General features: G+C 40.3%; 14 protein-coding genes and 1 pseudogene. 8 read left to right on the top strand and 7 right to left on the bottom strand.

The genetic code is table 11. The features are described 5' to 3' along the window. Positions 1-46 precede the first annotated feature (46 nt). The 4 genes and pseudogenes from FLL46_RS07995 (at position 47) to ribA (ending at position 3,967) form a co-directional block, all read left to right on the top strand. Positions 47-1,804, top strand: a complete 1,758-nt coding sequence (locus FLL46_RS07995; RefSeq protein WP_168204091.1) for a serine/threonine protein kinase — start codon at positions 47-49, stop codon at positions 1,802-1,804. A 77-nt stretch (positions 1,805-1,881) separates the two neighbouring features. Further along, complete coding sequence (locus FLL46_RS07990) at positions 1,882-2,511, top strand: hypothetical protein (protein ID WP_142892964.1); 630 nt, start codon at positions 1,882-1,884, stop codon at positions 2,509-2,511. A 328-nt stretch (positions 2,512-2,839) separates the two neighbouring features. Next, positions 2,840-3,301 (top strand): annotated as a pseudogene (locus tag FLL46_RS27580) (NADAR family protein); the annotation flags it as partial. Beyond that, positions 3,293-3,967 carry a GTP cyclohydrolase II gene (gene ribA / locus FLL46_RS27575; protein WP_246119291.1) on the top strand — a complete coding sequence of 225 codons (675 nt, stop codon included), beginning with the start codon at positions 3,293-3,295 and terminating at the stop codon, positions 3,965-3,967. The pseudogene FLL46_RS27580 and the gene ribA, both read left to right, overlap by 9 nt. Before the next feature lie 36 nt (positions 3,968-4,003). Here the strand turns inward: ribA and FLL46_RS07980 are convergent, their stop codons facing one another. The 5 genes from FLL46_RS07980 to FLL46_RS07960 all read right to left on the bottom strand — a co-directional run bounded on the left by FLL46_RS07980 (position 4,004) and on the right by FLL46_RS07960 (position 12,876). Continuing rightward, positions 4,004-4,765, bottom strand: coding sequence for a type 2 periplasmic-binding domain-containing protein (locus FLL46_RS07980; protein WP_142892962.1), 762 nt, complete (start codon positions 4,763-4,765; stop codon positions 4,004-4,006). 14 nt (positions 4,766-4,779) lie between these two features. Continuing rightward, on the bottom strand, positions 4,780-6,939 hold the full coding sequence (locus FLL46_RS07975; protein ID WP_142892961.1) for an EAL domain-containing protein: 2,160 nt from the start codon (positions 6,937-6,939) through the stop codon (positions 4,780-4,782). 51 nt (positions 6,940-6,990) lie between these two features. Then, positions 6,991-7,854, bottom strand: a complete 864-nt coding sequence (locus FLL46_RS07970; protein WP_168204090.1) for a CheR family methyltransferase — start codon at positions 7,852-7,854, stop codon at positions 6,991-6,993. Beyond that, positions 7,839-11,924 carry a response regulator gene (locus FLL46_RS07965; protein ID WP_142892959.1) on the bottom strand — a complete coding sequence of 1,362 codons (4,086 nt, stop codon included), beginning with the start codon at positions 11,922-11,924 and terminating at the stop codon, positions 7,839-7,841. The genes FLL46_RS07970 and FLL46_RS07965 overlap by 16 nt, the downstream gene beginning before the upstream one ends. A gap of 523 nt (positions 11,925-12,447) precedes the next feature. Beyond that, positions 12,448-12,876: a PilZ domain-containing protein gene (locus tag FLL46_RS07960; protein ID WP_142892958.1), complete on the bottom strand. Its 429-nt coding sequence runs from the start codon at positions 12,874-12,876 to the stop codon at positions 12,448-12,450. 541 nt (positions 12,877-13,417) lie between these two features. On the opposite strand from FLL46_RS07960, the gene FLL46_RS07955 reads away from it, so the two are divergent. The 4 genes from FLL46_RS07955 to FLL46_RS07940 all read left to right on the top strand — a co-directional run bounded on the left by FLL46_RS07955 (position 13,418) and on the right by FLL46_RS07940 (position 19,593). After that, positions 13,418-14,947 carry a phosphatidylinositol-specific phospholipase C domain-containing protein gene (locus FLL46_RS07955; protein ID WP_246119285.1) on the top strand — a complete coding sequence of 510 codons (1,530 nt, stop codon included), beginning with the start codon at positions 13,418-13,420 and terminating at the stop codon, positions 14,945-14,947. Positions 14,948-15,357: 410 nt separating this feature from the next. Further along, complete coding sequence (locus FLL46_RS07950; protein WP_142892956.1) at positions 15,358-15,573, top strand: DUF3185 family protein; 216 nt, start codon at positions 15,358-15,360, stop codon at positions 15,571-15,573. 12 nt (positions 15,574-15,585) lie between these two features. Continuing rightward, the gene (locus FLL46_RS07945; RefSeq protein ID WP_142892955.1) at positions 15,586-15,837 is read left to right on the top strand and encodes a GlsB/YeaQ/YmgE family stress response membrane protein; all 252 of its coding nucleotides are present in this window, start codon (positions 15,586-15,588) and stop codon (positions 15,835-15,837) included. Between the two features lie 186 nt (positions 15,838-16,023). After that, positions 16,024-19,593, top strand: coding sequence for a two-component regulator propeller domain-containing protein (locus tag FLL46_RS07940; RefSeq protein WP_142892954.1), 3,570 nt, complete (start codon positions 16,024-16,026; stop codon positions 19,591-19,593). A 126-nt stretch (positions 19,594-19,719) separates the two neighbouring features. On the opposite strand, the gene amyS is transcribed toward FLL46_RS07940, so the two are convergent. Further along, on the bottom strand, positions 19,720-21,609 hold the full coding sequence (gene amyS, locus FLL46_RS07935; RefSeq protein ID WP_142892953.1) for an alpha-amylase: 1,890 nt from the start codon (positions 21,607-21,609) through the stop codon (positions 19,720-19,722). 347 nt (positions 21,610-21,956) lie between these two features. After that, positions 21,957-23,300: an amidohydrolase gene (locus FLL46_RS07930; protein ID WP_142892952.1), complete on the bottom strand. Its 1,344-nt coding sequence runs from the start codon at positions 23,298-23,300 to the stop codon at positions 21,957-21,959. Positions 23,301-23,405 lie beyond the last annotated feature (105 nt).

Here is a 23,405-nt window from a genome sequence, read left to right as displayed (position 1 = left end):
TAATCGTATGTAAAAGACTCGATTTTAGGACATACAGTGGATGTCGATGACTAGTACACAAGATGAAGACAATTTGGCTGAGCCTGCCGATCAAACTGCTGTGACAGGGGCGGCGCTCACCAAAATAGGCAAAGTCTTTCAATCTCAAGATACCAAGCAGGGATTTATCGATGCCAGAAATGATGCTAATCAGGCATTGGCTGAGAACAAAATCATTCTTAAAAATCGGTTTGTACTCGAATCGGTTATCGGCGCGGGTGGCATGGGGACTGTTTACAAAGCTCAGGACCTGCGAAAGGTTGAGGCCAGAGATACCAACCCCTATGTTGCTACTAAGGTTCTGAACAACGACTTTAAAGATCATCCTGACGCGTTTATTTCGCTACAGCGCGAGGCAAGCCGTTCTCACCTGCTTTCTCACCCAAATATTGTAACCGTGCATGATTTTGACCGCGATGGCGATGTTATTTTCATGACAATGGAGTTGCTGAAAGGCGAAGGATTGGACACTTTGCTGTCTTGTTACCGTAAATCAGGGCTACCAAAAAACGAAGCTTTACAGATCATCCGAGATTACTGTCAGGCGGTAACCTTCGCTCATCAAAAAGGCATCATCCATTGTGACCTGAAGCCTGCCAATATTTTTGTCACTGACGACGGTGCAAAAGTACTCGATTTTGGAATCGCACGGTTAGCGCGTGAGTCTCAGTATAAGGATCACTTTGATGCAGGTTCATTAGATGCGTTGACTCCAACTTATGCCAGTCTGGAGATGATTCGCAAAGAGCCGCCTGATGAGCGTGACGATGTGTTTGCTGCGGCAGTGATTGCTTATGAGTTGTTTACTGGAAAACACCCTTATCAGGGTAAAACTGCCGCAACGGCTTTGGCGATGGGCATAAAACCTGAACGTATTCCTGAGCTCTCCAAGCACCAATCTCGGGCTCTGTCATCTGCGCTAAAACTGAAAAAAGAAGAAAGAACTGCGACAGTTCAAGAGTTTATGGAAGCAATGACGGTTACGCCTAAGTTCCCTATTTTTAGAACGGCGAGTATCGTATTGTTAGTTGTGCTGAGTGGTTTTCTCTATAGTGCGTTTTTCAGACCAGATGAACTAAAAGTTTTGGTTGATGAAACACTAAACACGGCAGAAAATTGCTACCAACAGCGTGATTTTGACTGCGCAATTAGTAGTGCTAATGCTGTTTTGAAAATGGCACCTGACAATATTGAGGCAAATGCATTATTGCAAAAGGCAAAGGCTGACTATGCTGAGCAACAAATGCAATTAGCGATTCAAAAATCATTAACGACCGCTAACCAATGCCTGACCCAGAGTGACTATATTTGTGTAAAGGAAAACACCAATAAAGTATTACAGTTAGACCCTGATCACAAGGTCGCGCGTACCTTGGCAATTCAGGCGCAGGCTGCCCTGGATGCTGAAGAACTTAGCTTTGCTAGTTATCTTGAAAAAGCAGAAGGTTGTTTTCAGCAACAAAATTATCCGTGTGCTATCGAAAACGCAGAGGAAGCTCTGAAAATTAAAAGCGAACACTCAGGTGCGACTGCGATTATCCAGAACGCGACTTATGCACAAGGTCAACAACAACAAAATCTGGATAAAGCGAATAATATTCTTAAAGATGGGCGACGTTGTTTTAGCAAATACGACTACAGTTGCGCAATTGCTAAGTCAGAGTCAGCACTAGAGTTTGTTCCAGGGCATCGAGCGGCGTTGAAATTGAAGGCAGATGCAGAAAGAGCAATAAAAAATGCCAAAGGTGCAATTAAAATAGAATAGTTTTATAGTCATATCGCTGGGCAATTCAGTGATTGGTATAATGAGACGATATTGGACGATTTTGAGCGGGAGGAAAAATGAAGATCAATAAGAATAGTATTTTAACGGTTAGCGTGCTTTCGATAGTGCTGTTAACTGGTGTTGGTTGCAATTTAAATTCTAAGAAGCTGAAGCAAATTGGAACGGTGATTGCCATTGGCGTGGCGGCAAAATTAATTTATGACATGATCATCGAACATAATTCGAAGCAAGTGAGTGATGAAAAACAGGTCGCAGAAAAGTATAAGGCCACTCACAATACTTTGCCCAGTCAACCGAGGTTAGTTTCTTACCAATCTAATATTAAGCCGGGTGGAGTGGTGAATGCGGGCAGTCAGATTTCTATTTTATCTTCATTAGAAGTTGTCAGAGGAGTCACCACAGAAAATATCGAGATCAAAGAGAAAATAACTATTTTTGATAATGAAGATAGTTCTAAAGAGCTTAAGAGCCTGGTAAAAGTTGTCAACGCGGAGAGTAACACAGGCGGCGCTTTTGAAAATGAATTTACTTTTAAGCTGCCTAAAGGAATGCCGCAGGGAATTTATCCGATTAAAACTTCGGTGATTATCAATGGTAGTGAATCTGCACCAGTGAGCAATCAAATGCAGCTTGTGATGAATCCTGATGAAAACCTGGAAAAACTTCGGTTTGCTTTTAATAATTAGATTCATTGTAAAGTAGCTGAACGAAGAAAAAGTCTCGCTTCGTTCAGCTAGTTCTAACTACTCGATCTAAAGATTGCTAATGCACTAAATAAATTTAAATTTCTCTCTTATTTTATATCTTTACTAAGTCCATTCAGATGCAACCAAATCAGTTACCGGTTATTTTTTCCGGGCCGGATTGTTGTGGTTGTATTTCAAAAAAGCACTGTCAGCTAGCTGTTTATTATCTCTGATTATTAATTCGAAAAGAACAATCTCACAACTGTATAAATTTGCTAATTGTTTTTCAAAAAACGCAGTTTGAGTTGCTTTTAAAGCAAACAATTCTATGGTTAATAATGTTTCAACAAAAGTATCACAGGAGGAGACTATGGACGAAACAATATTTTTCTATGAGCCGGATGACCCCTACGGATTCCTTTCAAATTTTGCCTGCTACCCCATCGTTGTTGAGGAAGAAAAATGGTCTTCAACCGAACACTATTATCAAGCAAATAAATTTTTAAAATCTCAAATGAGAGATGAAATAAAATATGCAGGAAGTCCGGATGAGGCTTTTAAACTTAGTCGGCACTATGAAAAACATATTCGTGAGGATTGGTCATCGGTAAAACTTGAAGTAATGAAAAAAGCAATATTCGAGAAGTTTGCTCAACACCCAAAGCTTGCGTTTTTATTGCTTAACACTGAAGACCACGAACTGAAAGAACACTCGCACAAAGATGCTTATTGGGGCGATGGCGGAAATGGTAAAGGTGAAAATAACCTTGGAAAAATATTGATGGAGGCAAGGGAATTTCTGAAAGAGATAAGGCCATATAACTTGATACGCTATGTCGATTCTTCAATTCTACCGACAGAATGGGGGACTTTTGCGCTACATGGGTTTGTTGAGCCAGAAAATCAGCAAGAACATGTTGCACTGACGCTAGGAAAGTGGACTGCAGACTCGGCCGTGTTAACTCGTTTGCATTCTGAGTGTTTAACTGGAGATGCATTTGCCAGTATGCGATGTGACTGCGGCTATCAGCTAAGGAAGTCCCTTGAACTGATAGCAAAGCAGGGAAGCGGCGTGTTGTTGTATTTGCGTCAGGAAGGAAGAGGTATTGGCTTGCTCAATAAAATTAAAGCGTACCATTTACAAGATGACGGTGACGATACGATAGAAGCCAATTTGAACCTGGGATTAGCGGCCGATATGCGGTACTACGATTTTGTTGAAGGCATGTTGTCCTATCTTAACGTGAAGAAAATTCGCTTGTTGACAAACAATCCAGAAAAGATCAACGCACTAAATAATTGCAATATCGAGATAACGGAAAGAGTGCCAATGGTTGAAGGAATTAATCCCTACAACTTTAATTATGTAGAAACGAAAGCCATGAAAATGGGACATAAAATTGATATCGGCCCAGAGGGACAGCGCTTTCGGGCTAACGCCAAAACTTATAACTAAAAAAACTGAATTGAAGTCGGGAAAATTTAGTTGGGGTTATTGGTACTTTTGGATAACCTCGTTCAACCACGCTTCATTAGCAAGGAGTTTTAGACGTTTGTTGATAAACTCCTGCAGTTTTTCATCCATGTTTGAATCGAGTGCCAGGTAAATATTGTAATCAGGTATCACCGAAGAAAACGATTGGGAACGAAAAGAATTTTCCTTGATCGATAAAATCTTTTGATTGTATTTAATTCGCAAATCCATTTCGATAAAACAAGCTCTTTTACCTAGTCGCTCAAGAAGCTTGAATGCAGCGTTAAAATTTTTCACCCGTATTTCTCTCAGCCTTTTCTCTTTGATATATTTCTCAAGCTCAGGGTAGTCAAATCCCGCGAGTAATATGATGGTTTTATTATCCAGATCGCTCTTTTGTTTGAATTCAAAGTCGTCTTGCCGGTTGACTACAATATTATGTCTCACTTTTAGTATTGCTTTATCGGATAAATTATCGGACTGAACACTGACCCAGCCTGGAGAACCATAGGTGATCCAATTGGCATATCGTGATGATTCGAGATCAGATATTAATTGATCAAATGGCAGCGTGTTCGTATTTATACGGTGATTTGAGCCGTCAAATATGGCGTAAACGATATCGGTAACTATTCCTCGATGATTCTGATTATAGTCTTCAATTTGCAACGGTCTTGATTGTTTTTGAACAACCATATAGTTAAAGGTTGCGGCAGAAAGATCAATTGAGAATAGAATCATGAAAATTAAACTAAATTGATTCAAGAGCTTTAGTTTCATAGAAGCCTCTAAAATTATTTATTTCCTTTGGCTTTGCGCAATACTTTCGTCATTTTTCCGGGAAGTACTGGTTTGCCAAAATAGTAACCTTGGATGAAATCGCATTTGTGCTTTTTAAGGAATGCCAGTTGTTGTTGGTTCTCAACTCCCTCTGCAACGACCTTCAATTCTAAATTATGTGATAAGGCGGTAATTGCTTTCACAATGGTTTCGTTCTGCGTACTGATGCCTATGTCCTGAATAAAGGAGCGATCAATTTTTAATGTATCGATTGGCATTTGACGTAGATAACTGAGTGACGAGTAGCCTGTTCCGAAGTCGTCGATAGAGAGCTTTACACCGAGAGCATGAACGTGCTTCAGGATATCAATGGTGGTCGCTGGGTCTTCCATCATGATACTTTCGGTCACTTCTAATTCAAGACAGGATGCCGGTACGCCAAATCGATTTAAAATGTTACGAATATCATCGAGTAGATCGTCCGCCATTAATTGTCTCATTGATAAGTTGACTGAGATTGGAAAAGATTCACTAATTAATCCCTCTTTCAACCATTTGGAGGCTTGCTCAGCAACGCTTTCTAAAACCCAGCGGCCAATGGGAAGAATGAGTCCCATTTCTTCGGCCTTGGGGATAAACTGGCTAGGCGGTATTAACTTTCCTTCGCCGAGTTCCCATCGCAACAAGGCTTCTAAACCGACAATTTTTCGCTGATAGGGGCAACACTTAAGCTGATACTTTACCGAGAACTGCCGTTTATCGATAGCGCATCTTAACTGGTTTTCCAACTCAAGTTCTTCCATCACTTCTTTTTGCATTTCATAAGTAAAAAAGCGGTAGTTATTGCGCTCCATTCGTTTTACTTTATACATTGCGATATCAGCACACCTTAACAGTGCTTCTGCATCAAAGGCCGACTCAGGAAACTTGGCTATTCCGATGCTTGTGCCGATAAATATTTCGTGTCCGCGTAAATTGAAAGGCTCGCTGAGTATTTTGATAACTTTTTCCGCAACTGTTGCAACGCTCCGATTGGAAACTGCCGGCTCCAGAATAATCGTGAACTCGTCACCGCCCAGCCGACTTAAAATATCTCCATTGCGAATGCACCTTTTTAGTCTTGACGCGACTTCCTTGAGCAATTCATCGCCGATTTCATGTCCTAAATTATCATTAACCTGCTTAAACCGATCTAAATCTAAAAACAGCAATGCAATAGATTGTCGGTTTCTTCTTACTCGAGAAATAGACTGTTCGGCTTGTTTTATAAAGGCGTTCCGATTGAGTAATCCGGTGAGAGAGTCATATTGTGCTAAATGTGCAAGTTGTTCTTCAGTACGTTTTCTTTCAGTGATATCCTGAAAGGCAACAACAATACCAACAAATTGTTTATCATCTTCAATGGTTGTGGCTGTCAGTTCAATGGGCAGTAAGCGTTTTTTACAATTCCAGAAAACCGCCAAACTGTCATGATAAGTATCACCTTTCATACAGGTTTGATAAAGTGGCGTGTCGACCCAATCAACTTCAGGTTGCTCCGAGTCGCCGACGTAAAGAATATCCATGATTCCCATGGTATCCAGTTCATTGTTTTCATAGTCAAGGATCTTTGCTGCAGCCGGATTGGAAAATGTAATAGTACCTGATTTATCCAGGCCGATAATACCTTCTCCGACTGATCGTAAAAGTAGCTGATTTCTTCGCCTTAATTTTTCAACCGCGTCCAGCGTTTTTTTCAGAATCGATCGTTGACAATCCAGGGATAAAAATACCTGTACTTTACTTCTTAGTGTGTGGGGTTTAATTGGCTTAAATAAATAATCAACGGCGCCCACTTCATAACCTTTGTTTTCAAATGACTCATCGCGATCCGCTGCTGTAATAAAAATAATCGGTGTGTTTTTTGTGTCGGAATTTATCCGCATCAGACTGGCGGTTTCGTAACCGTCCATTTCCGGCATCATTACATCCAGTAATACAACGGCAAAACGGTACCTGAGGGTTAATGAAAGTGCTCCTTCTCCAGAGCGGGCATTGTAAATATTCGCATTTAAATTGGAAAGTACACTTTCCATTGCGCGATGATTTTCTCGTTTGTCATCGACAATTAAAATATTTGGCAGCGAAGATTCGTATTCTCCCGAAATTAATTCAATCGTATCGGTTCGTACCATTCATTTTACCTCAAAGGTTTTCCGAAAATAGTTTCGAAATAGATTTTAGCGCTATAGCGATTGCCGATAGCAACTTTGATTTAACTTATAAATTTTTGCTTTTCGTTCAAAAAGAGTAAATTCCTCTGGCTTTGTCATTCCTGTCAGCGATTCTTTATCGCCGATACAGAGAAAACCGCCAGGATGCAGACTATTTTTTAGTAATTTAATCACTTCTATTTTCAGTTCTCGATTGAAATAAATCAGAACATTGCGACAAACAATAACTTGCATCTCTCCGAAAATGCCATCACTAACCAAGTTGTGAGCGGCAAACGTAATATTTCTGGCAATGGTCGGCGAAACGATTGCAGAGTTATAGCGGCAGTAAAAATATTTGTCTAAATTGGAACTTCCACCGGATTTTTTATAAGCCTTTTTTGCACTATCGATTTTTTTTATCGGATAAATACCTTCTCTCGCACTCGCTAAGGCGTTGTGGTTTATGTCTGTTGCATACAAACGAGCTCTATCGTAAATACCTTCTTCATGTAAGACGATGGCCATTGAATAAACTTCTTCTCCGGTGCAGCACCCTGCGAACCAAACTTTAAAAAAAGGAAATGTCTTAAGAAATGGAACAACCTTACTTCTCATCACCTGATAGAAATATTCATTTCTAAAAAATGAAGTAACTGTGATCGAAAAATCTTCGACGACCTTAAATGCAAACTCCTGTTCGTAAATCAGCCGGGAAATCATATCTGACACACATTCAAAGCCTTCAATACATGCCCTTCTTTTGAGGCGTCTGGTAATGGTCGACTGAGCATATTTAGAGAAATCATAACCGTAGCACTTGGAAATTGCGGACAATAGCAACTCCATTTCTATTGACTCGCTATCCTTTTTTGAATGGCCTACTGATACATCCATACTTTTACCATGTTCACTAATTTTTTGGTATTGACCGGCTTGGCCATATAATCGTTTGCGCCGACAGAGATGCATTTTTCCCTGTCCTTATTCATTGCTTTTGCCGTTAACGCAATTATCGGTAGTGTCTTCGAGTAATTATCACGCACGCGTTTGATGGTCTCGTATCCATCCATGATCGGCATCATAATGTCCATGAGGATCAGTCGGATATTAGGTTCTTCTTTCAGTTTGGTCAGGGCTAATTCACCATTGTCAGCGAGCACGACATCAAGGTCGTGCTCCTTCAAAACTTTTGACAGGGCATAGCTATTTCGAAGATCGTCATCTACCAACATTATTTTTTTCCCACTCAGCCTGCCATTCTCAAATTGATTCACTTTTTTCGGTGAAATAGCCGAAGTGCTTTTTTTTAGGCGGTGGAGGAAGAGACTAACTGTTTCCTTAATTCTATCGGGAGAGTAATCTCCCTTAATAACTACGTGGGCGGTGTACTGAGTGAGCTTTTTATATAGGTCCTCGTCAATAGGTGAGCTGCAGACGACCAGTGTTGGCGGCAACTTGGTATCAGCACGGCTACAAAGAAACTCAAACCAGTCAACAATTGAAATGTCGGGCAGGTTGTTACTGACAATAACGCAATCAAATTCGGTTTGGTGCATGAGGTTGAAACTCTCTAGCCCTTTGGGCACTTGAGTAATTTCCAGCGCCAGTGTATCTAACCCATTTTCGACATCATCCAATTCGTTATCATTACAAATAATCAGGATTTTTTTGAGTTGTTGTTGATTAATCGTTTCAAATTTTAACAACATATTCTCTAGCTGTAGAATCGTGGCTGGTTTTGTGAGGAATCCAATGGTCGCCCGTTTAATCAAATCAAATTCTGCGTTGGTTCCTGATACTATATGAACAGGAATACCTCGTGTTATTTTTGAACGCTTTAATTGCTCTAAAACCTGTACTCCATTGATATCCGGCAGTCCGATATCAAGTATGATCGCACTTGGTTTAAACGAGTTTGCAAAATCGATTCCCTCCCGGCCTGACTGAGTCGCGATGACTGTATATCCTTTTTCTTCCGCCAGGTTCTTTAGAATTTTCAGGAAGTTTTCATCATCTTCGATTATCAAAATAGTCGGTAAAAAGTTATCCGACTTAGCACTTGGTAGCGTTTCTTTTTTGGTGCTTTCTAACGGTGAGTCTTTTGTTTCCGCAGTAGATAACTGTGTTTTTGCAAAAGTGCGGTCTGACTTATTTTTAACTTCTACCAATGTTTGTTCGGTTGAACGCTTATGATCACTTTCACTCTCATTACTTTCTGTGTTGCAGTCAGAAACCAAGCTGGTTGGATGGTGCGATTCTGAAGTGGCTACCAGCGGTAGATTAAACGGTAAAAACAAAGAAAACTGACTTCCTTTTCCCAACTCACTTTCAAAGTGGATAGAACCGCCTAAAAGCTTGGCTAATTCCCTTGATATCGTCAGTCCTAGTCCGGTACCGCCGTAACTTCGACTAGTGGAACCGTCACCCTGGTGAAAGGCTTCAAATATTTCGTGTTGCTGGTTTTCTGAAATGCCTATGCCGGTGTCACTTACGATAAAAGCGACACCTTTACTTAATTTCGTATCACTCTTAAATCGCTTTTCTTTGACAGCTGAAATTGTCTCAACATTTAAATGAACGCTTCCTTCCTGAGTAAACTTAAATGCGTTTGACAAAAGGTTTCGTACAATTTGTTCGAGCCGCTGAATATCTGTCGTGATTTTTTCCGGAAGGTTTTTGTCAATTAAGACTTCAAACTTTAAACGCCGTCTATCGGCAACCGGTAGAAATTGTTCCTTTAGTCTCGAGCATAAAGATTCAATGCTACACTCATCTTGATAAATGTTGAGTTTTCCGGCCTCAACTTTTGATAAATCTAGAATATCGTTTATCAGGTCTAACAATGAGAGACCACCATCATAAATGACTCTTGCATCTTCAACTTGGGCATCAGTCAGGTTTCCGCTTTTGTTAGAACTTAAAGATTCAGAAAGAATCAGCAGGCTATTTAAAGGCGTTCTTAACTCATGAGACATATTGGCTAGAAACTCAGATTTATATTTACTTGCTCTTTCGAGTTCTTGCGCTTTGTTTTCGATAATTGCTTTCGCTTCTTGTAGTAATCGGTTCTTCTCTTCTTGTTCGCTTTTTTGAAACTCCAGGAGCTCGTTGTTTCGCAACATCTTTTCGGATTGAAGCTTTAGTTCTTCCTCCGATTGTTTTAACGCTTCTGTTTGCCCCGCGAGCTCTTCGTTTGCAGTTTGCAATTCTTCTTGCTGGGCCTGAAGTTCTTCTGCCTGTTGTTGGTATTCCTCAACTAGCTCTTGCATGCGTCGATTAGATTGTGCAGATTCTAGACTAGCCGCAAGTGTGCCTGCCAGTTTTTGTAATAGTTCTTTTGCAACATTGTTCAGTGAGTGTCTAACACCAAGAACAAAAACGCCTAGTGCTATGGGTTGTTCAGATAGAGGATTTAAAACCGGAACTGTAACTAATGTATTTGGGTAAGCTTCGCCGATACCGGAATTTATTGAATAATTGTAAAAAGAAGAGGGCAAATCTTCGATGCTATGGATTTTTTGCTCCAATACAACTCGTCCCAGTATTCCCTCGCCAACGCTCAGTTTTTGTTTTTGAATGCTCTCTTCCCTTATTGCGTATCCAGCGGAATAATAGAGTTGTTCTTCGTGTCGAAGATATAATGCCGCCACAAATGCCCCGGAATAATTGGCGATGAACTCGATTGCTTTTTTTGTGATATCTTTTTCTCTTTTCAGGCCTCGTAATAATTCAGAGAATTCAGCCTGACCTGATTTAAGCCAGTTTTCCTCGTCTGCAACCTGGGTTGCTTTTTGGAGGTTTTCAGTCATGGATTTTAAAGATATCCCCAAAATATCTTTTTCGCTTTGAGGCTGATAAATATTATTGTACTCGCCCTTAGAAACCTGGTTAGCGTGGTTCGCAACTTTGCGCAAGACCATGGTCATATTGCTGAGAGAACGCCTAAGATTTTCAATTTCGCTCGAGCCACTGATTGAAATGGACTGGCTAAAATCACCGCTAGCTATTGCATTCGCTGCATCAACCACTTTATTAATTGGCCCTACAATTATTCGGATGAGAAAAACGACTAATAAAGTGCATAAAAGAATCGAAATCAGTAGCAAGGAAGCGCCGACGACTATCAATGAATTAAACTCTGCTTCAATATTATGAAAGCTCGATTCCATGTCGCTTGTTTGAAGTTCTACAATTGCTGAAATGGCATGTTTGATTTTGTCGGCTAACGGAGATATCCATTTATCCATCCTGAGTTTGGCAACGTCCCAGTCAGCACTTTCCCTTAAGTCAAACATTTGATCGGGGTAAACAATAAATTCATCACGGTAGGCTTGCATTCGTTCGAAGAGAACTTTTTGCTCATTGTTAAACTGATTTTGAAGGGTTAATAATGCCGACAAGGAGCTCTCATTGTTCTCCCAGTTTTGATTAAAGGATTTTGAAAACTCTTTATCATTGGTGATCATAAAGGCGCGAGTTGCTGCAAGTGCACTAGCCATGCTGTGTCTGAACTCAACCAGGTTAATAAACAGTGGCCGACGATTAATGGATGCTTTCCTTTTCGACTCCAATTCAATCATTCTGGAAACCAAAGTGAGTATGTGGTTAGCCCTCGGAGAAGCTTCATCCAGTAGCATTTTGAGGCCTGGATTATTTTCCGGAGTATGAACGATTGCCTCGATGTCATTTTGATAATTACGAAGTTGTTTCAGGTCGGCTTGAAGTTCGAACAGATAACCGTCGATATATTCGTCCTGTTTTGATCTGAGTGCTAACGCCAGGTTATTATATGCAGCATCAATTCCTTTCCAGGCATTTCTACGCTCTTCTAAAAATCGCTCCTCGCCCAGGTTAACCCAACCTTTCAATGCAGAGAGTGAAGAGTTAACTTCTGATTGAACTCTCAGGCCTTCGGTAACGCCAGGCACCTGACGATTAAAGATACTGACGGAATAAGATTTCATTTCTGAAGTACGACTCAGGATAAGGATCAGAACCACAGCCAGAATTGCTATTGAAATAAAGTAGCCTAGGATAATTTTTAAGGACAATGAGTTGAATTTCACAAGCGGCCTTCCCTATACAAAAATCTCCATTACAAATGCAGGTTATTTGCAGTATGAAACCTTACAGGTAAAGCTTTCGAAAACTCCCTTGAACCATCTAATGAGTAATTCGAAATCCTATCGTCAGTATAGTTAATAGAAGAAGATTGTCAGGAAATTATTGGGGATAAACGGCTAAATTTTGGTGACTATCGATATTATTTTCAATTAAATTTCTATCCGAGATAAAAGTTTAATTGTAATATCTCATACAATAATTATTGTACAAGGTTGTTTAACTACCCCGAACTCAGGTTAATTAACTGACTTCAAAGTAATTGTTTACAATCGCTAATGTTTTCGCGTATTGAAACGAATTATTAGAAGATTATCAATCGTTGATTCATCATCGCAAATGAGCTAATTACATTCGATATTTAATCTAGATCAATGACTCATCATTGAGGAGTTTTAGTGAAGAACTCTTGTCATGTTGTTGGATGTATTGTTCGAGACGTTGATCGCTATTATTAATAAATTCTTCGAAACGACAACCCACCATACACAGTTCAATTGACTTTCTCTGAACATAAACAATGCCACATTTTATTTCCAATGGCTGAGGCTTAATATCTAAATTATCGTCACTGCTGAGTTCGATGTTAAGCAGAATTGGAACAGGGCTAAGCGTGTTGGCTTGTCCCATATTAGGTAATAGTTCTGGGATCTCTGCTTGATTCACCAGGAATTGCAATCCAGATGAAGAAATATTGGTGACTTCGATTGAACTAACATGACCAGCTTCCGTTACTGCTGTTCCTGGCAAAGAAACAGAGTAGCGTGGTGCACTACGGCGTTCGACTATTGACATAATGGTATTGATCGCTCTACTAAGAGCATCCGTGCGATGGGAAGAAAGACTTAACTTTTATACTAGACGAATTTGACAATAAAAGAGTTTCAATCAATTAAATTAGTGGAAATTGAGATAGCTGGTAAAAGCTAATGAAGCTTCTATGTAGCATCCTGAAAGGTTTTGATAAATAAGATTTTTTTATTGATACATTGCGATGCACCATGGCCATAATTCACCAAATCAAATGAATAAAACTACCTTTCAAATTTTAGAAAAAGCTAACTTATTGTTTTTCTAATTCTTTTTATCAGTTGGAAAATAGTGGTCCAGCGTTCTGAAAAATACACTGCTAAATCTCATTTTTAGTATATAAATCAAACTATTAGTTGTTGCTTGCCTTGTTCTGGTCAGAGGTCTAATGTTGGTGTCGATTTTAGTAAGATAGCCGTTAGAGCTAATTCCAGATAACAACATAATGATTAAAGCGGAGACTAATACCATGAAGCGAAAATTGACAGGTTTGTTGGCATTCTGTTGCCTAACAATGAACACAGTAATGTCGAACGCATTTGCGGACAAAATTTCTGATTTTCAAAATAGCTGGCAGGGAAAAACACTCCAGGCGCAACGGCAACTGGATGTCTATTCGCCGATGGTGGATAACAATATCCCTGGCACTCATAACACTTATAATTCTGAAGCTTATACCAGTTGTAATTTCTCTGTAGGTTGCCGGTATCTCGATCCGCAACAAAAATATAATATTCATGACCAATTACGAATGGGAGCCCGTTTCATCGAAATTGACGTTCATTGGACGACTAAAATGGAAGGCATTTTTTCTTATCCAAAACGGCTTTTAATGTGTCACGGGTTTTGCAGTCTGAATGACAAATATTTTACCGAAGGATTGAGCGAGGTGAAAAGCTGGTTAAATAGCGCTGACAGTCATAACCAGGTGATTATTTTATACGTTGAAGACCATATGGATGGTCGTCATCAAGACGCCTACAATCAGATTAATTCGTATCTTGGAAACTGGATATACCGGAGTGAGGGATGTAAGAGCATTCCTGATACGTTAACCAAAGCCGATGTTATTGCCGCAGGTAAAAAGGTTTTGGTATGGGGAGATGGTGGTTGTCGAAATAATTCCAATTGGAAAAACATGGCATTTACCGGTCTTGGTAATATAGGTCGTATTTGGGAAGACAGAACTACTATTGGAACAATTGGTAATATTATTACCGGTGGGAGTGATGATTATATTACTGCCAGTGATGTGACAGATTACTTTAAGCAGGGCGCAAATATCGTCAATCTGGACGATATGGTGACTGATGATGGTCGACTTGAAGCAGGGATCTGGAGTTGGGATAACAGCGAGCCTAATAACTGGAACGGTGATCAAGATTGTGCGTTACAGTGGGGAAATGGACGCTGGGATGATCAAAGTTGCGACAATATTTATGCGTTTGCCTGTCGTGATGCTCGGTCAGGGGATTGGCAGGTAACATCAAATGTAGGTGTCTGGTCTCAAGGTCAAAACGAGTGCCAGAATTTAGGGGCCGATTTTCATTTTGAAGTACCAACCAATAGCCTCGATAATGAACGCTTGAAATCAGCAAAGGAAACGAGAAACTTTTCAAACGTGTGGTTAAATCACGATGATCGAATGAATGAAGGCGATTGGCAGGTAAAAGGAAAAAGTACTCAGAGTATTCAGCAAAACAATCCTGTTAATCAGAGAATACTTAATGGAAAGTTAACGCTAAATGCTGGTGATTCTCTGACGACTCAAAATCGAATTTTAATCATGCAACATGATGGAAACCTGGTTCTTTACCGCTTTAGTAATGGTGTGATCCGAGAGCCACTTTGGGCAACAGGGACTAATTGGAGTAACCATCACAAAGCCATTTTTCAAAGCGATGGCAACCTCGTCGTTTACAATAATTTCAATAATCCAGTTTGGGCGTCACACACACACTCAGCAGGCAGAGAACTTGTATTACAAAGTGATGGAAATCTAGTTATTTATGATAATGCCGGCCAAGCGGTCTGGGCGTCTAATACGCAAAATTGAAATAGTAAAATTAGAAAAATGATAAATATAATGACGCGTTAAATTAGTGCCGGGAGCTGAGGTCTAAGCGTATAGTGCAGCCTTAGCTCCTAAGGCGGAGGGGCGATCATTCGGTCGTGAATCTTAGATCTTAATATGGCTTCCGCCATTTCTTTACTTGAAAAAAACCGCAAAAGCGCTTTATAAAATAATCCTTTTATTTACCCACTTTGTCGGTAAATTAAATACCAAAGAATAACAATAGCTTAAAGTAAAATCTGGCGGAATTTGGTATCTCTCCATAAGATATCAGTTGTTATTAAGTCTATTTTTCGGTAGGGTGATTAGCGATTGTAAACGACAAAATTTATGTTTTGACGATGGAAACCAGATGAAAAGTTTTCATTTAATCGAGTCAAAAGGAGTTTAAAATGGCAAAGCAATCAGTTTCTACTAATAAAATGATTAGCATCGCACTAATCATCGTTGGGGCCGGCCTCGTTTATTGGGGTTATCAATCTTCTGGCTCAATCGGTTCTCAACTCTCGCAAACATTTACGGGCTCACATTCAGATAAAGTGATGATGCTTTACATTGGCGGCGCTGCCAGTTTAGTCGTCGGTCTTTATCTTTTCTTTAAAAAGTAAACAGGAGGGACTATGGATACCAATAGTTTGATTATGGTTTTAATTATTGGGGCTATTGCCGGATGGCTTGCTGGTAGCATTATGAAGGGAAAAGGTTTTGGCGTAATCGGTAATATTATCGTCGGGATTATCGGTGCAATTGTTGGTGGATTTCTTTTCGGACTGCTTGGTATTAAAGCTGGCGGTATCATTGGATCGCTTATAACGGCAACAATTGGTGCGGTTGTTTTACTCTATGTGGTCAGTTTGATAAAAAAGGCCTGACTAAGCTACGTTTAAATTTGTTGACCTCTAAAAAGGCTGTAAATGTGTTACAGCCTTGAATTCTCTTCCAATAGCAGATCGCGTTAAGAATAAACCGCTCTATCAATAAAATAAACTGTTACTTTCGCATTTCATTTCCTAATATTAATACTGGATAATCTCATTGAGAAATACCGGGATCTTGAATTGATTAACTCGAAGAAATTTTATTCCAAGCTTGCTGTTAGTCTTTTTTTATTTCAAATATACACCATTAGCGCAAATGATTATCAATTCCGCACTATCGGTGTCGTTGACGGCTTACCGCAAACTTCTGTGCTCGCATTACATCAAGACCAATATGGTTTTACCTGGATAGGAACTCAAGGAGGATTAGTAAGGTATGACGGCTATCGTTTAAAAGTTTATAACCGCGAACCCAACGATGAGTTTTCGTTATCGAGTGATTATATTCGGGTAATCAAACAGCTTAACGAAAAAGAGCTTTGGATCGGCACGCGCAAGGGGCTCTACCAATTTCGAATGGACAAGGAGCTCTTCTATCATATCCCCCTGGGTGACAACGCTACTGAAAACATCACGTCAATTGTGATAGACGAAAAAAGGAAACTTTGGGTTGGTACAACAAGCGGGCTATATTATTTAGATCCATTAACTATTAATATTCAACGATTCGACAAAATACAAAATAACTCACTGGTCCATAACTACGTTAAAGCATTAACAATTGATAAACAGGGAAACCTCTGGATTGGTACAGAAAAGGGATTGAGTAAATTTGAAACGAATAATAAAAGCTTCCATCATTTTCTAAATCATAAAAGTGATCAGAACTCATTAAGCTCAAACAATATTCGAGCATTGTTTACCGATAGTGGGGGAAATGTTTGGGTTGGTACCTGGGACGCTGGTCTCAATAAGATTAACCCTGAAACTGATCGAGTCACTCGAATACGCGACACGAACTTGAGAACTTATTCTGAGTCCATTGAAAACCAGAGAATTTTTTCTTTTCTGGAAGATAAAAGCGGGCTCATGTGGATTGGTTCTGCCCGCGGTTTATATCGCTACGACCAGAAAAATGATGATTTGCAATTTATTCGAAACCATATTAATGAAGCTAACAGTTTGGGGGCGGGGTCAGTGCAGTCGCTGCTGCAAGATTTTTCTGGTCATTTGTTGGTTGGAACCTGGAGTAGTGGGCTTTCGATTTTTGATCCAGACACCAAATTTAGCTATCTCGATTCAAACACCTTGGGAGATAGTCGTGTAACCGGCATTGTAAGGGATAAAAAAAATCGCTATCTGGTGAGTACTTTGAACGGAATGAGCGTTCTGGATGAAAAGTTTCGATTGCAGACGAGAATCGTTAATAATGATCTCCACCAACCTTTGAAAAGTAACTTGATTCGAGAGCTCACTATTTTTGATAATGAAATTTGGCTTGGGACAAGCAATGGTTTATCGCGATTTTCAATTGATCTGCTGGTTTCAAAAAAAAGTAATGAAAAACCTTTGCAGTTGAGTGCTGCCAATATTTCAACTTTTCTGGTTGTTGATTCTGATAACTTGCTAATTGGCACAGAAAGTGGTCTAGACTTAGTTACTCGAACCCAGTCGAGCGAAGGCGAGAGTCTTTTCAGTGTAAAAAGAAATATCGGTATGCTCAATAAAACTGTCAATGCAATTGCTGTGGATCAAGATGACAGAGTCTGGATAGGGACCCACTACGGGCTTTATTTTATGGATAGCAATTCAAACAAAGCTGAACTGCTAAGAATTCACAAAGATAATTCCGAACATTATTTTGATGAGTCTATTTCTGCGATTTACCTGGATTCTTCGGCAAGGCTCTGGATTGGATCAAAGCGTGGTTTGTTTGAAATAACCAAAATAAACAAGTTTCAGTTTCACAGCAAACGATACGCAAAAAGTCTGTTGTCTAGTGCAATCGGCTCAATTCAGGAGGATAGCGCTGGGTATCTATGGTTAAGCACTCGGGCAGGCATTAGTCGTTTTAATCCTGTGTCAAAATCAGTCATTAACTTCGGACCAACCGATGGAACATTGTCGAGCTCCTACTATATTGACTCAAGCTTCCATGATGGAAAAAAAATTTTTTTCGGCGGGCATCTTGGATTAACCTATTTTGATCCTGAAGAAATTTCTCCAAACCCCTTTGGACCCAAAATTGCTATTACCGATTTTCGAGTCAACAATCTGGAAGTTACACCAGAAAGCAGCCATGGTTTACTTGGCCGAAGCCTTGAACAAACAATTCATACCCTTCGATCGTTGGAAATCCCCTACAGCAAAAATGACTTAACTTTTGAAATTACAGCGGTCCATTTTGATTCTCCACTGAATAATCAGTATAAGTATTATGTTCGAAACTATCACCAAGACTGGTTGAAATCTGACTCTTATCGAAGAGAAGTTAATTTAAATAAGCTTAAGCCCGGGAAGTATACGATAGTCGCGCAAGCAGCAAACAAACATGGTGTCTGGAGCCGGCCGCAAGAACTGCTTACCTTGAATATTCTGCCGTTATGGTGGATGAGCTGGTGGTTTAAATTATCGTTAGCCGCAATGTTGGCGATAATGCTTTTTTTACTTTATCAGGGCTGGTTGCGAATAAATAAAAGGCAAAGGCTTAGTCTGAAAAAAAGCATTGATGAAAAAACTCGATCACATCAATTGAAATCTGAAAAGCTTGAGCTAATTGCGTCTGTTTCTACTTGCTTATTAAAAAATGAAAAAGAGAGTATTGTCGGTGAAGTTAATAACGTGTTAAGAAGGCTTTGTCTGTTTCTTGGTGCGGAAAGAGGATTTGTTCTGTTAATAAACAAAAGTAATTCTGCGATGTTGATTCACTATGAATGGGTGTCAGATAACTTTCCGCCAATCAAAAAAATAGGTGAAATCAAAGCCAAGAATTTTCCCGCATTTTATCAGTCAATACTCAGGAATTTTGTTGTTAATGTGTCAGAGTTGTCTGCAATTCCATTAAATGCATCACATGAAAAAAAGTTTTGGCACGAAAATCACATCCAGTCATTTTTGGCATCGCCGCTTCTTTTTAGAAACAAAATAAGAGGTTGTATTGGCGTTATTAGTCATTCTAATCAAAAAATATGGCAGTCCTCTGATATTGCATTGCTGCAACTGGTGGGCAATTTATTGATTAGCGTCATTAGAGGAACGCGCAGTAGAACTTCTTATTTTTCGTCGGACAAGCCGAATCACCTGGAAAGGAAAGCGATAAGCCAGTCCGGTTTAATCGAACGAGAAGAGTTTAACTTCAGATTAGAGCAAATACTAAAAAAAGCGGCTTCCAATAAATGCCATATTTCGTTAGTGATATGCGATATCGATTATTTTAAATGGTTTAGTCAATATTTTGGTAACAGGCTTGGAGATGAGTGTCTGGTTAAAGTCGCGGCTTGTGTGAAAGAAATATTTAGTGAATCCGCCGAAATAATCGCACGTTACAGTACCGACAAAATTGCGGTTGTTATTCTGGACGCGAAGCCAGCAGTACTTGAATTGCAGTGTGAAAAGTTGAGGAAGATTGTACAGGGCGACAAAAGTTCGGAAAGTCAGAAGCGGGTAACCATCAGTATCGGGAGCTCAACAATTCTTGCCGATAATCTTTTGTCTGCAATAGAATTGATCAATCAGGCAGATATCGCACTCTACGAGGCGAAGTCAAACGGAAGAAATTGCGTGCGACATTTACGTGAAAGACGCGATTAGTTGAAGTGACGGTTTTACACGCCCTGATAAACAATAGAAATAAAACACTGACTTCTCTTAATTTCATTCAACATGAAGCTAAATAATAGAAGTCAGTATTAAAGCAATCGGCCTTAGTTGCTTGTTTTAAAACCCAGAGCTGGTGCTTCCGGTGCCGGTTGAAGGCGTCGTGTAAGTATTGTTGGCACCATTTTGCCATTCAATATTGGTTCCCTGCTTTTTGATGCACTTCCATTCGATTGCAGTATTTTGCGGTAAATTAATCGAGTTTGTCCAGGTAGGATAGCTTGTGGGATCGAGCTTTACTGCGTTTGCAGTATTCCAATTTCCCAGTTCGTTAATATTACCGACAACATAAACATTTTGGCCCCAGGTCGTGTATCCATTACTGCAACTAAAGGTCACCGCAACATTTTGACTATTCGTTGTTTGTTCAACCCAAACGGAATAAGAACCTGCATTTACTGGAAACTCTGCCCAGCCGTCGTTGTTACTGATCACCTGGTCCGAACGATTGCCTGTGACATCAACAAAGGTCTTATTGGTTCTGGAGACATTCATCCATTTTGAGCCACCCGGACCGTCACTCATAATGACAGCCATTGCATTCGTATGCGTGGCATCTCCCAATCGGGTCCAGCCGATAATATCCCAATGATCCAGGTAGTCAATTTGTGTACCGTAAGCGTACTTTTTACGAGCGTCTAATAATTGATTGATGCTGGTTTTATGAGAGTTAATGGTGATTGAGGAATTGTTACAGCCATTATCCGAAGTTGTATAATTGGCTCCGTAGTAGTCGGCATAAAAAATATTCGGGTAGCCTTCCTGACGTAATAAAATGAATGCATAAGCCATCGGTTTAAACCAATCTTGAACGGGCGACTGTAACGCCTGACAAGGTTGAGTATCGTGATTATCGACCAGGGTTACGGCCAGACTTGGTTGCTCTTTCATCAAGGTATTGTCTAAAATTGCTCGCATATCATAGTGGCCGCCGCCGGCAGAAGCTTGATGAAAATTAAGATGTAATGGGGCGTCGAATAATGACATTCGTCCACCGGTTTTGGCGATGTAATTGTGAAGTTTTTCTTTATCGTAACTCCAGAATTCACCCACCGTAAAAAGGCTTTTTCCGGTGGCAGTGCGAACATGATCGAGCCAGTCATTAAAAAAATCATATTTAATATGCTTGATGGCATCTAAGCGAAAGCCATCAACCTGAGTTTGCGCAAGATACCATTCTCCCCAGTCTTTTAGTTCCTGAACAACATCTGGGTGTCCAAGGTCTAGATCGGCAAACATCAGGTAGTCGTAGTTACCGTTTTCTGTATCAACTTCCCAGTCCCAGGATTTTCCGGTTCCACGAAATTTAAAAATATTATTTTCAGATAGGTTTTGCGCCCAGTCAACGCCGTCAAAATGATACCATCGCCATTTAAAACTCGAGTGGGTATTGCCCCTTGCGCTAAAGTCGAAGCGAGTCCAGGCATCTATTTGAACGTCACCGCCAAATTCATGGTCTCGATTATTTCCGGCGACACGTACCGCGGTGACTGACTCTGTTGCATCTGCTCCGCCGCGATGGTTGAATACCACATCACCATATATCTGAATACCTTTATTGTGCGCTTGGTTAATTGCGGAAAGGTATTGGCTTTTAGTGCCGTATTTTGTGCGTACGGATCCTTTTTGATTAAATTCCCCAAGATCATACATATCGTAAACACCATAGCCGACATCAAAACCACCGGCGGCGCCTTTATAGGCTGGGGGCAACCACAAAGCAGTAATGCCGGCGTCCGATAAGTTTTGCGCTTCTTGTTCAACTTGAGACCACAAGGTGCCATCACTGGGCAGATACCAGTGAAAATATTGCATCATTACGCCGTTGTCTGCACGGGCTGACAGGCTGGAAAAAAAACAAAATAAAGTGATCAAAAAATATTTGAAAACGCGACGAAAATTCAAAGTATTTTTTAACGGTATTGATCGAGTTAAATACTGTTGGTTCATAATATCTCCTGGCGCCACCTTAACTTCACAATACCGGGTTTGAATTGTTCAAGTTAACAGTGAGGCATTAGTTTTCATCTTGATTGGGTAATCTCTTCTCGTTGTTTACCTGCTCGCCAACTAACCAGGCGGTGACAAACAATCAGCGTGATCCCCTTTTTTATTTTCTGAGAACTAACTAAAGGCAAATTCTATGAGCTTATAGAAATAGTGTCGCAACCTATCTCAGTGTGTTACTGCGAATTAAAACTATCACAATGAAAACGTATTCATAACGATATCTCGGGTTTGACCGGTATGAATACGTATGCAAAAAGGTGTATTGTATTTTTAAGCTGTTAGAAAATTTATTTTTTCTGGTTGAATAACATCAATGCTGCTTTAGTCATTGCTTCAACGCCGGTTTGAATAGTTGGTTTTGGCGCTGGCGCAAAGTCAGCAGAGTGTAAGGTTGGTAGACGTAGTTTTCCTTGCTGGAATTGTTTAAATGTTTTTGAGTCGACGGTGCCAAGCCGAAACATCAGACTTGGGATTTTAGGTTCAACCTGTCCATAGCGACCAAAATCTTCACCGACCATTTCAGGTGTCAGCTCGATCATTTTGTCATCCCCGAATGTTTGTTTAAATAAAGCGATGACTTTTTTGGTAAGCACTGGGTTATTGTAGGCCGCTGGGGTCGATTCATCCAGCACGGTTACAACAGGCAATAAGTTGTCAGGTAGTCCCGCGGCCTTAGCTAAATTAGCAGTCATTCGTCTGATGGCTGCAATAGTGTTTTTTCGCACTTTATCAGAATAAGATCTGAGCGTTAATTGCATTTTCACTTCGTTAGAAATGATGTTGTGTTGCGAGCCGCCGTGAATGGAACCAACGGTTACAACAGCCGGCTCTAGCGGTGATGTTTCTCGACTGACAATGGTCTGCAATGATTGGATGATTTGTGCTGAGAGAACAATGGGATCTTTGGTATTTTGTGGATAAGCCCCGTGACCCCCCTGGCCTTTCACAACAATATCAACAGAATCCACGTTAGCCATCGCGAATCCTTTTACCGCGCCGACAGTTCCTGCTTCTAAATTGGCCGACACATGAATGGCGAGGTTATAGTCCGGTCGGGGAAACCGGGTAAACAAACCTTCCGCCAACATCGCTTTAGCGCCACCACTACGCTCTTCGGCGGGTTGACCTATCATAAGCAAAGTACCTGACCATTGATTTTTATTAGCGACCAATCGTCGTGCTACACCGGTAAAAACGGTCATGTGGATATCATGGCCGCAGGCGTGCATGGTAAAGGTGTCTTTTCCATCACGGTTTTTCATTGATTTGACGCTGGCATACTCAAGACCGGTTTGTTCCTGAATCGGTAAAGCATCCAGATCGGTTCGAATCATAATCGTTGGCCCGCTACCATTTTTTAATACTCCAACAACACCATGCCCGCCAAACCCGGTGGTGACATCAAATCCTTGTTTGCTTAGCTCCTGGGCAATTCGTTGTGCAGTTTCCTTTTCTTGAAATGATATTTCTGGATTGCGGTGTAAATGCTGATAGAGGTTTTCCAGGTAGCTGTAATCCTGGCTTATTTGTTCTGCAAGTTTCGAACTCGCTATAGCGAGATGGTTGAATGACGTTGCCGTCAATAAAAAAACTGCCAGGAAAAGTTGCTTTGCAAAAATAGTTTTAGTCATGGTATTTCTTCTCGTTATTTTTTTCTGTTGTCGGCTTTATTATTTTATTCTTGGCTAGCGCTTGATAATACCCTAGCAAAGATAGGGACATTAGGGAATGGCTTG

The sequence above is a fragment of the Aliikangiella coralliicola genome, from assembly GCF_007004725.1.
Taxonomy (GTDB): Bacteria; Pseudomonadota; Gammaproteobacteria; order Enterobacterales; family Kangiellaceae; genus Aliikangiella; species Aliikangiella coralliicola.
Note: the sequence above shows the minus strand (reverse complement) of the source record. Positions and strands in the feature narration are given on the sequence as shown.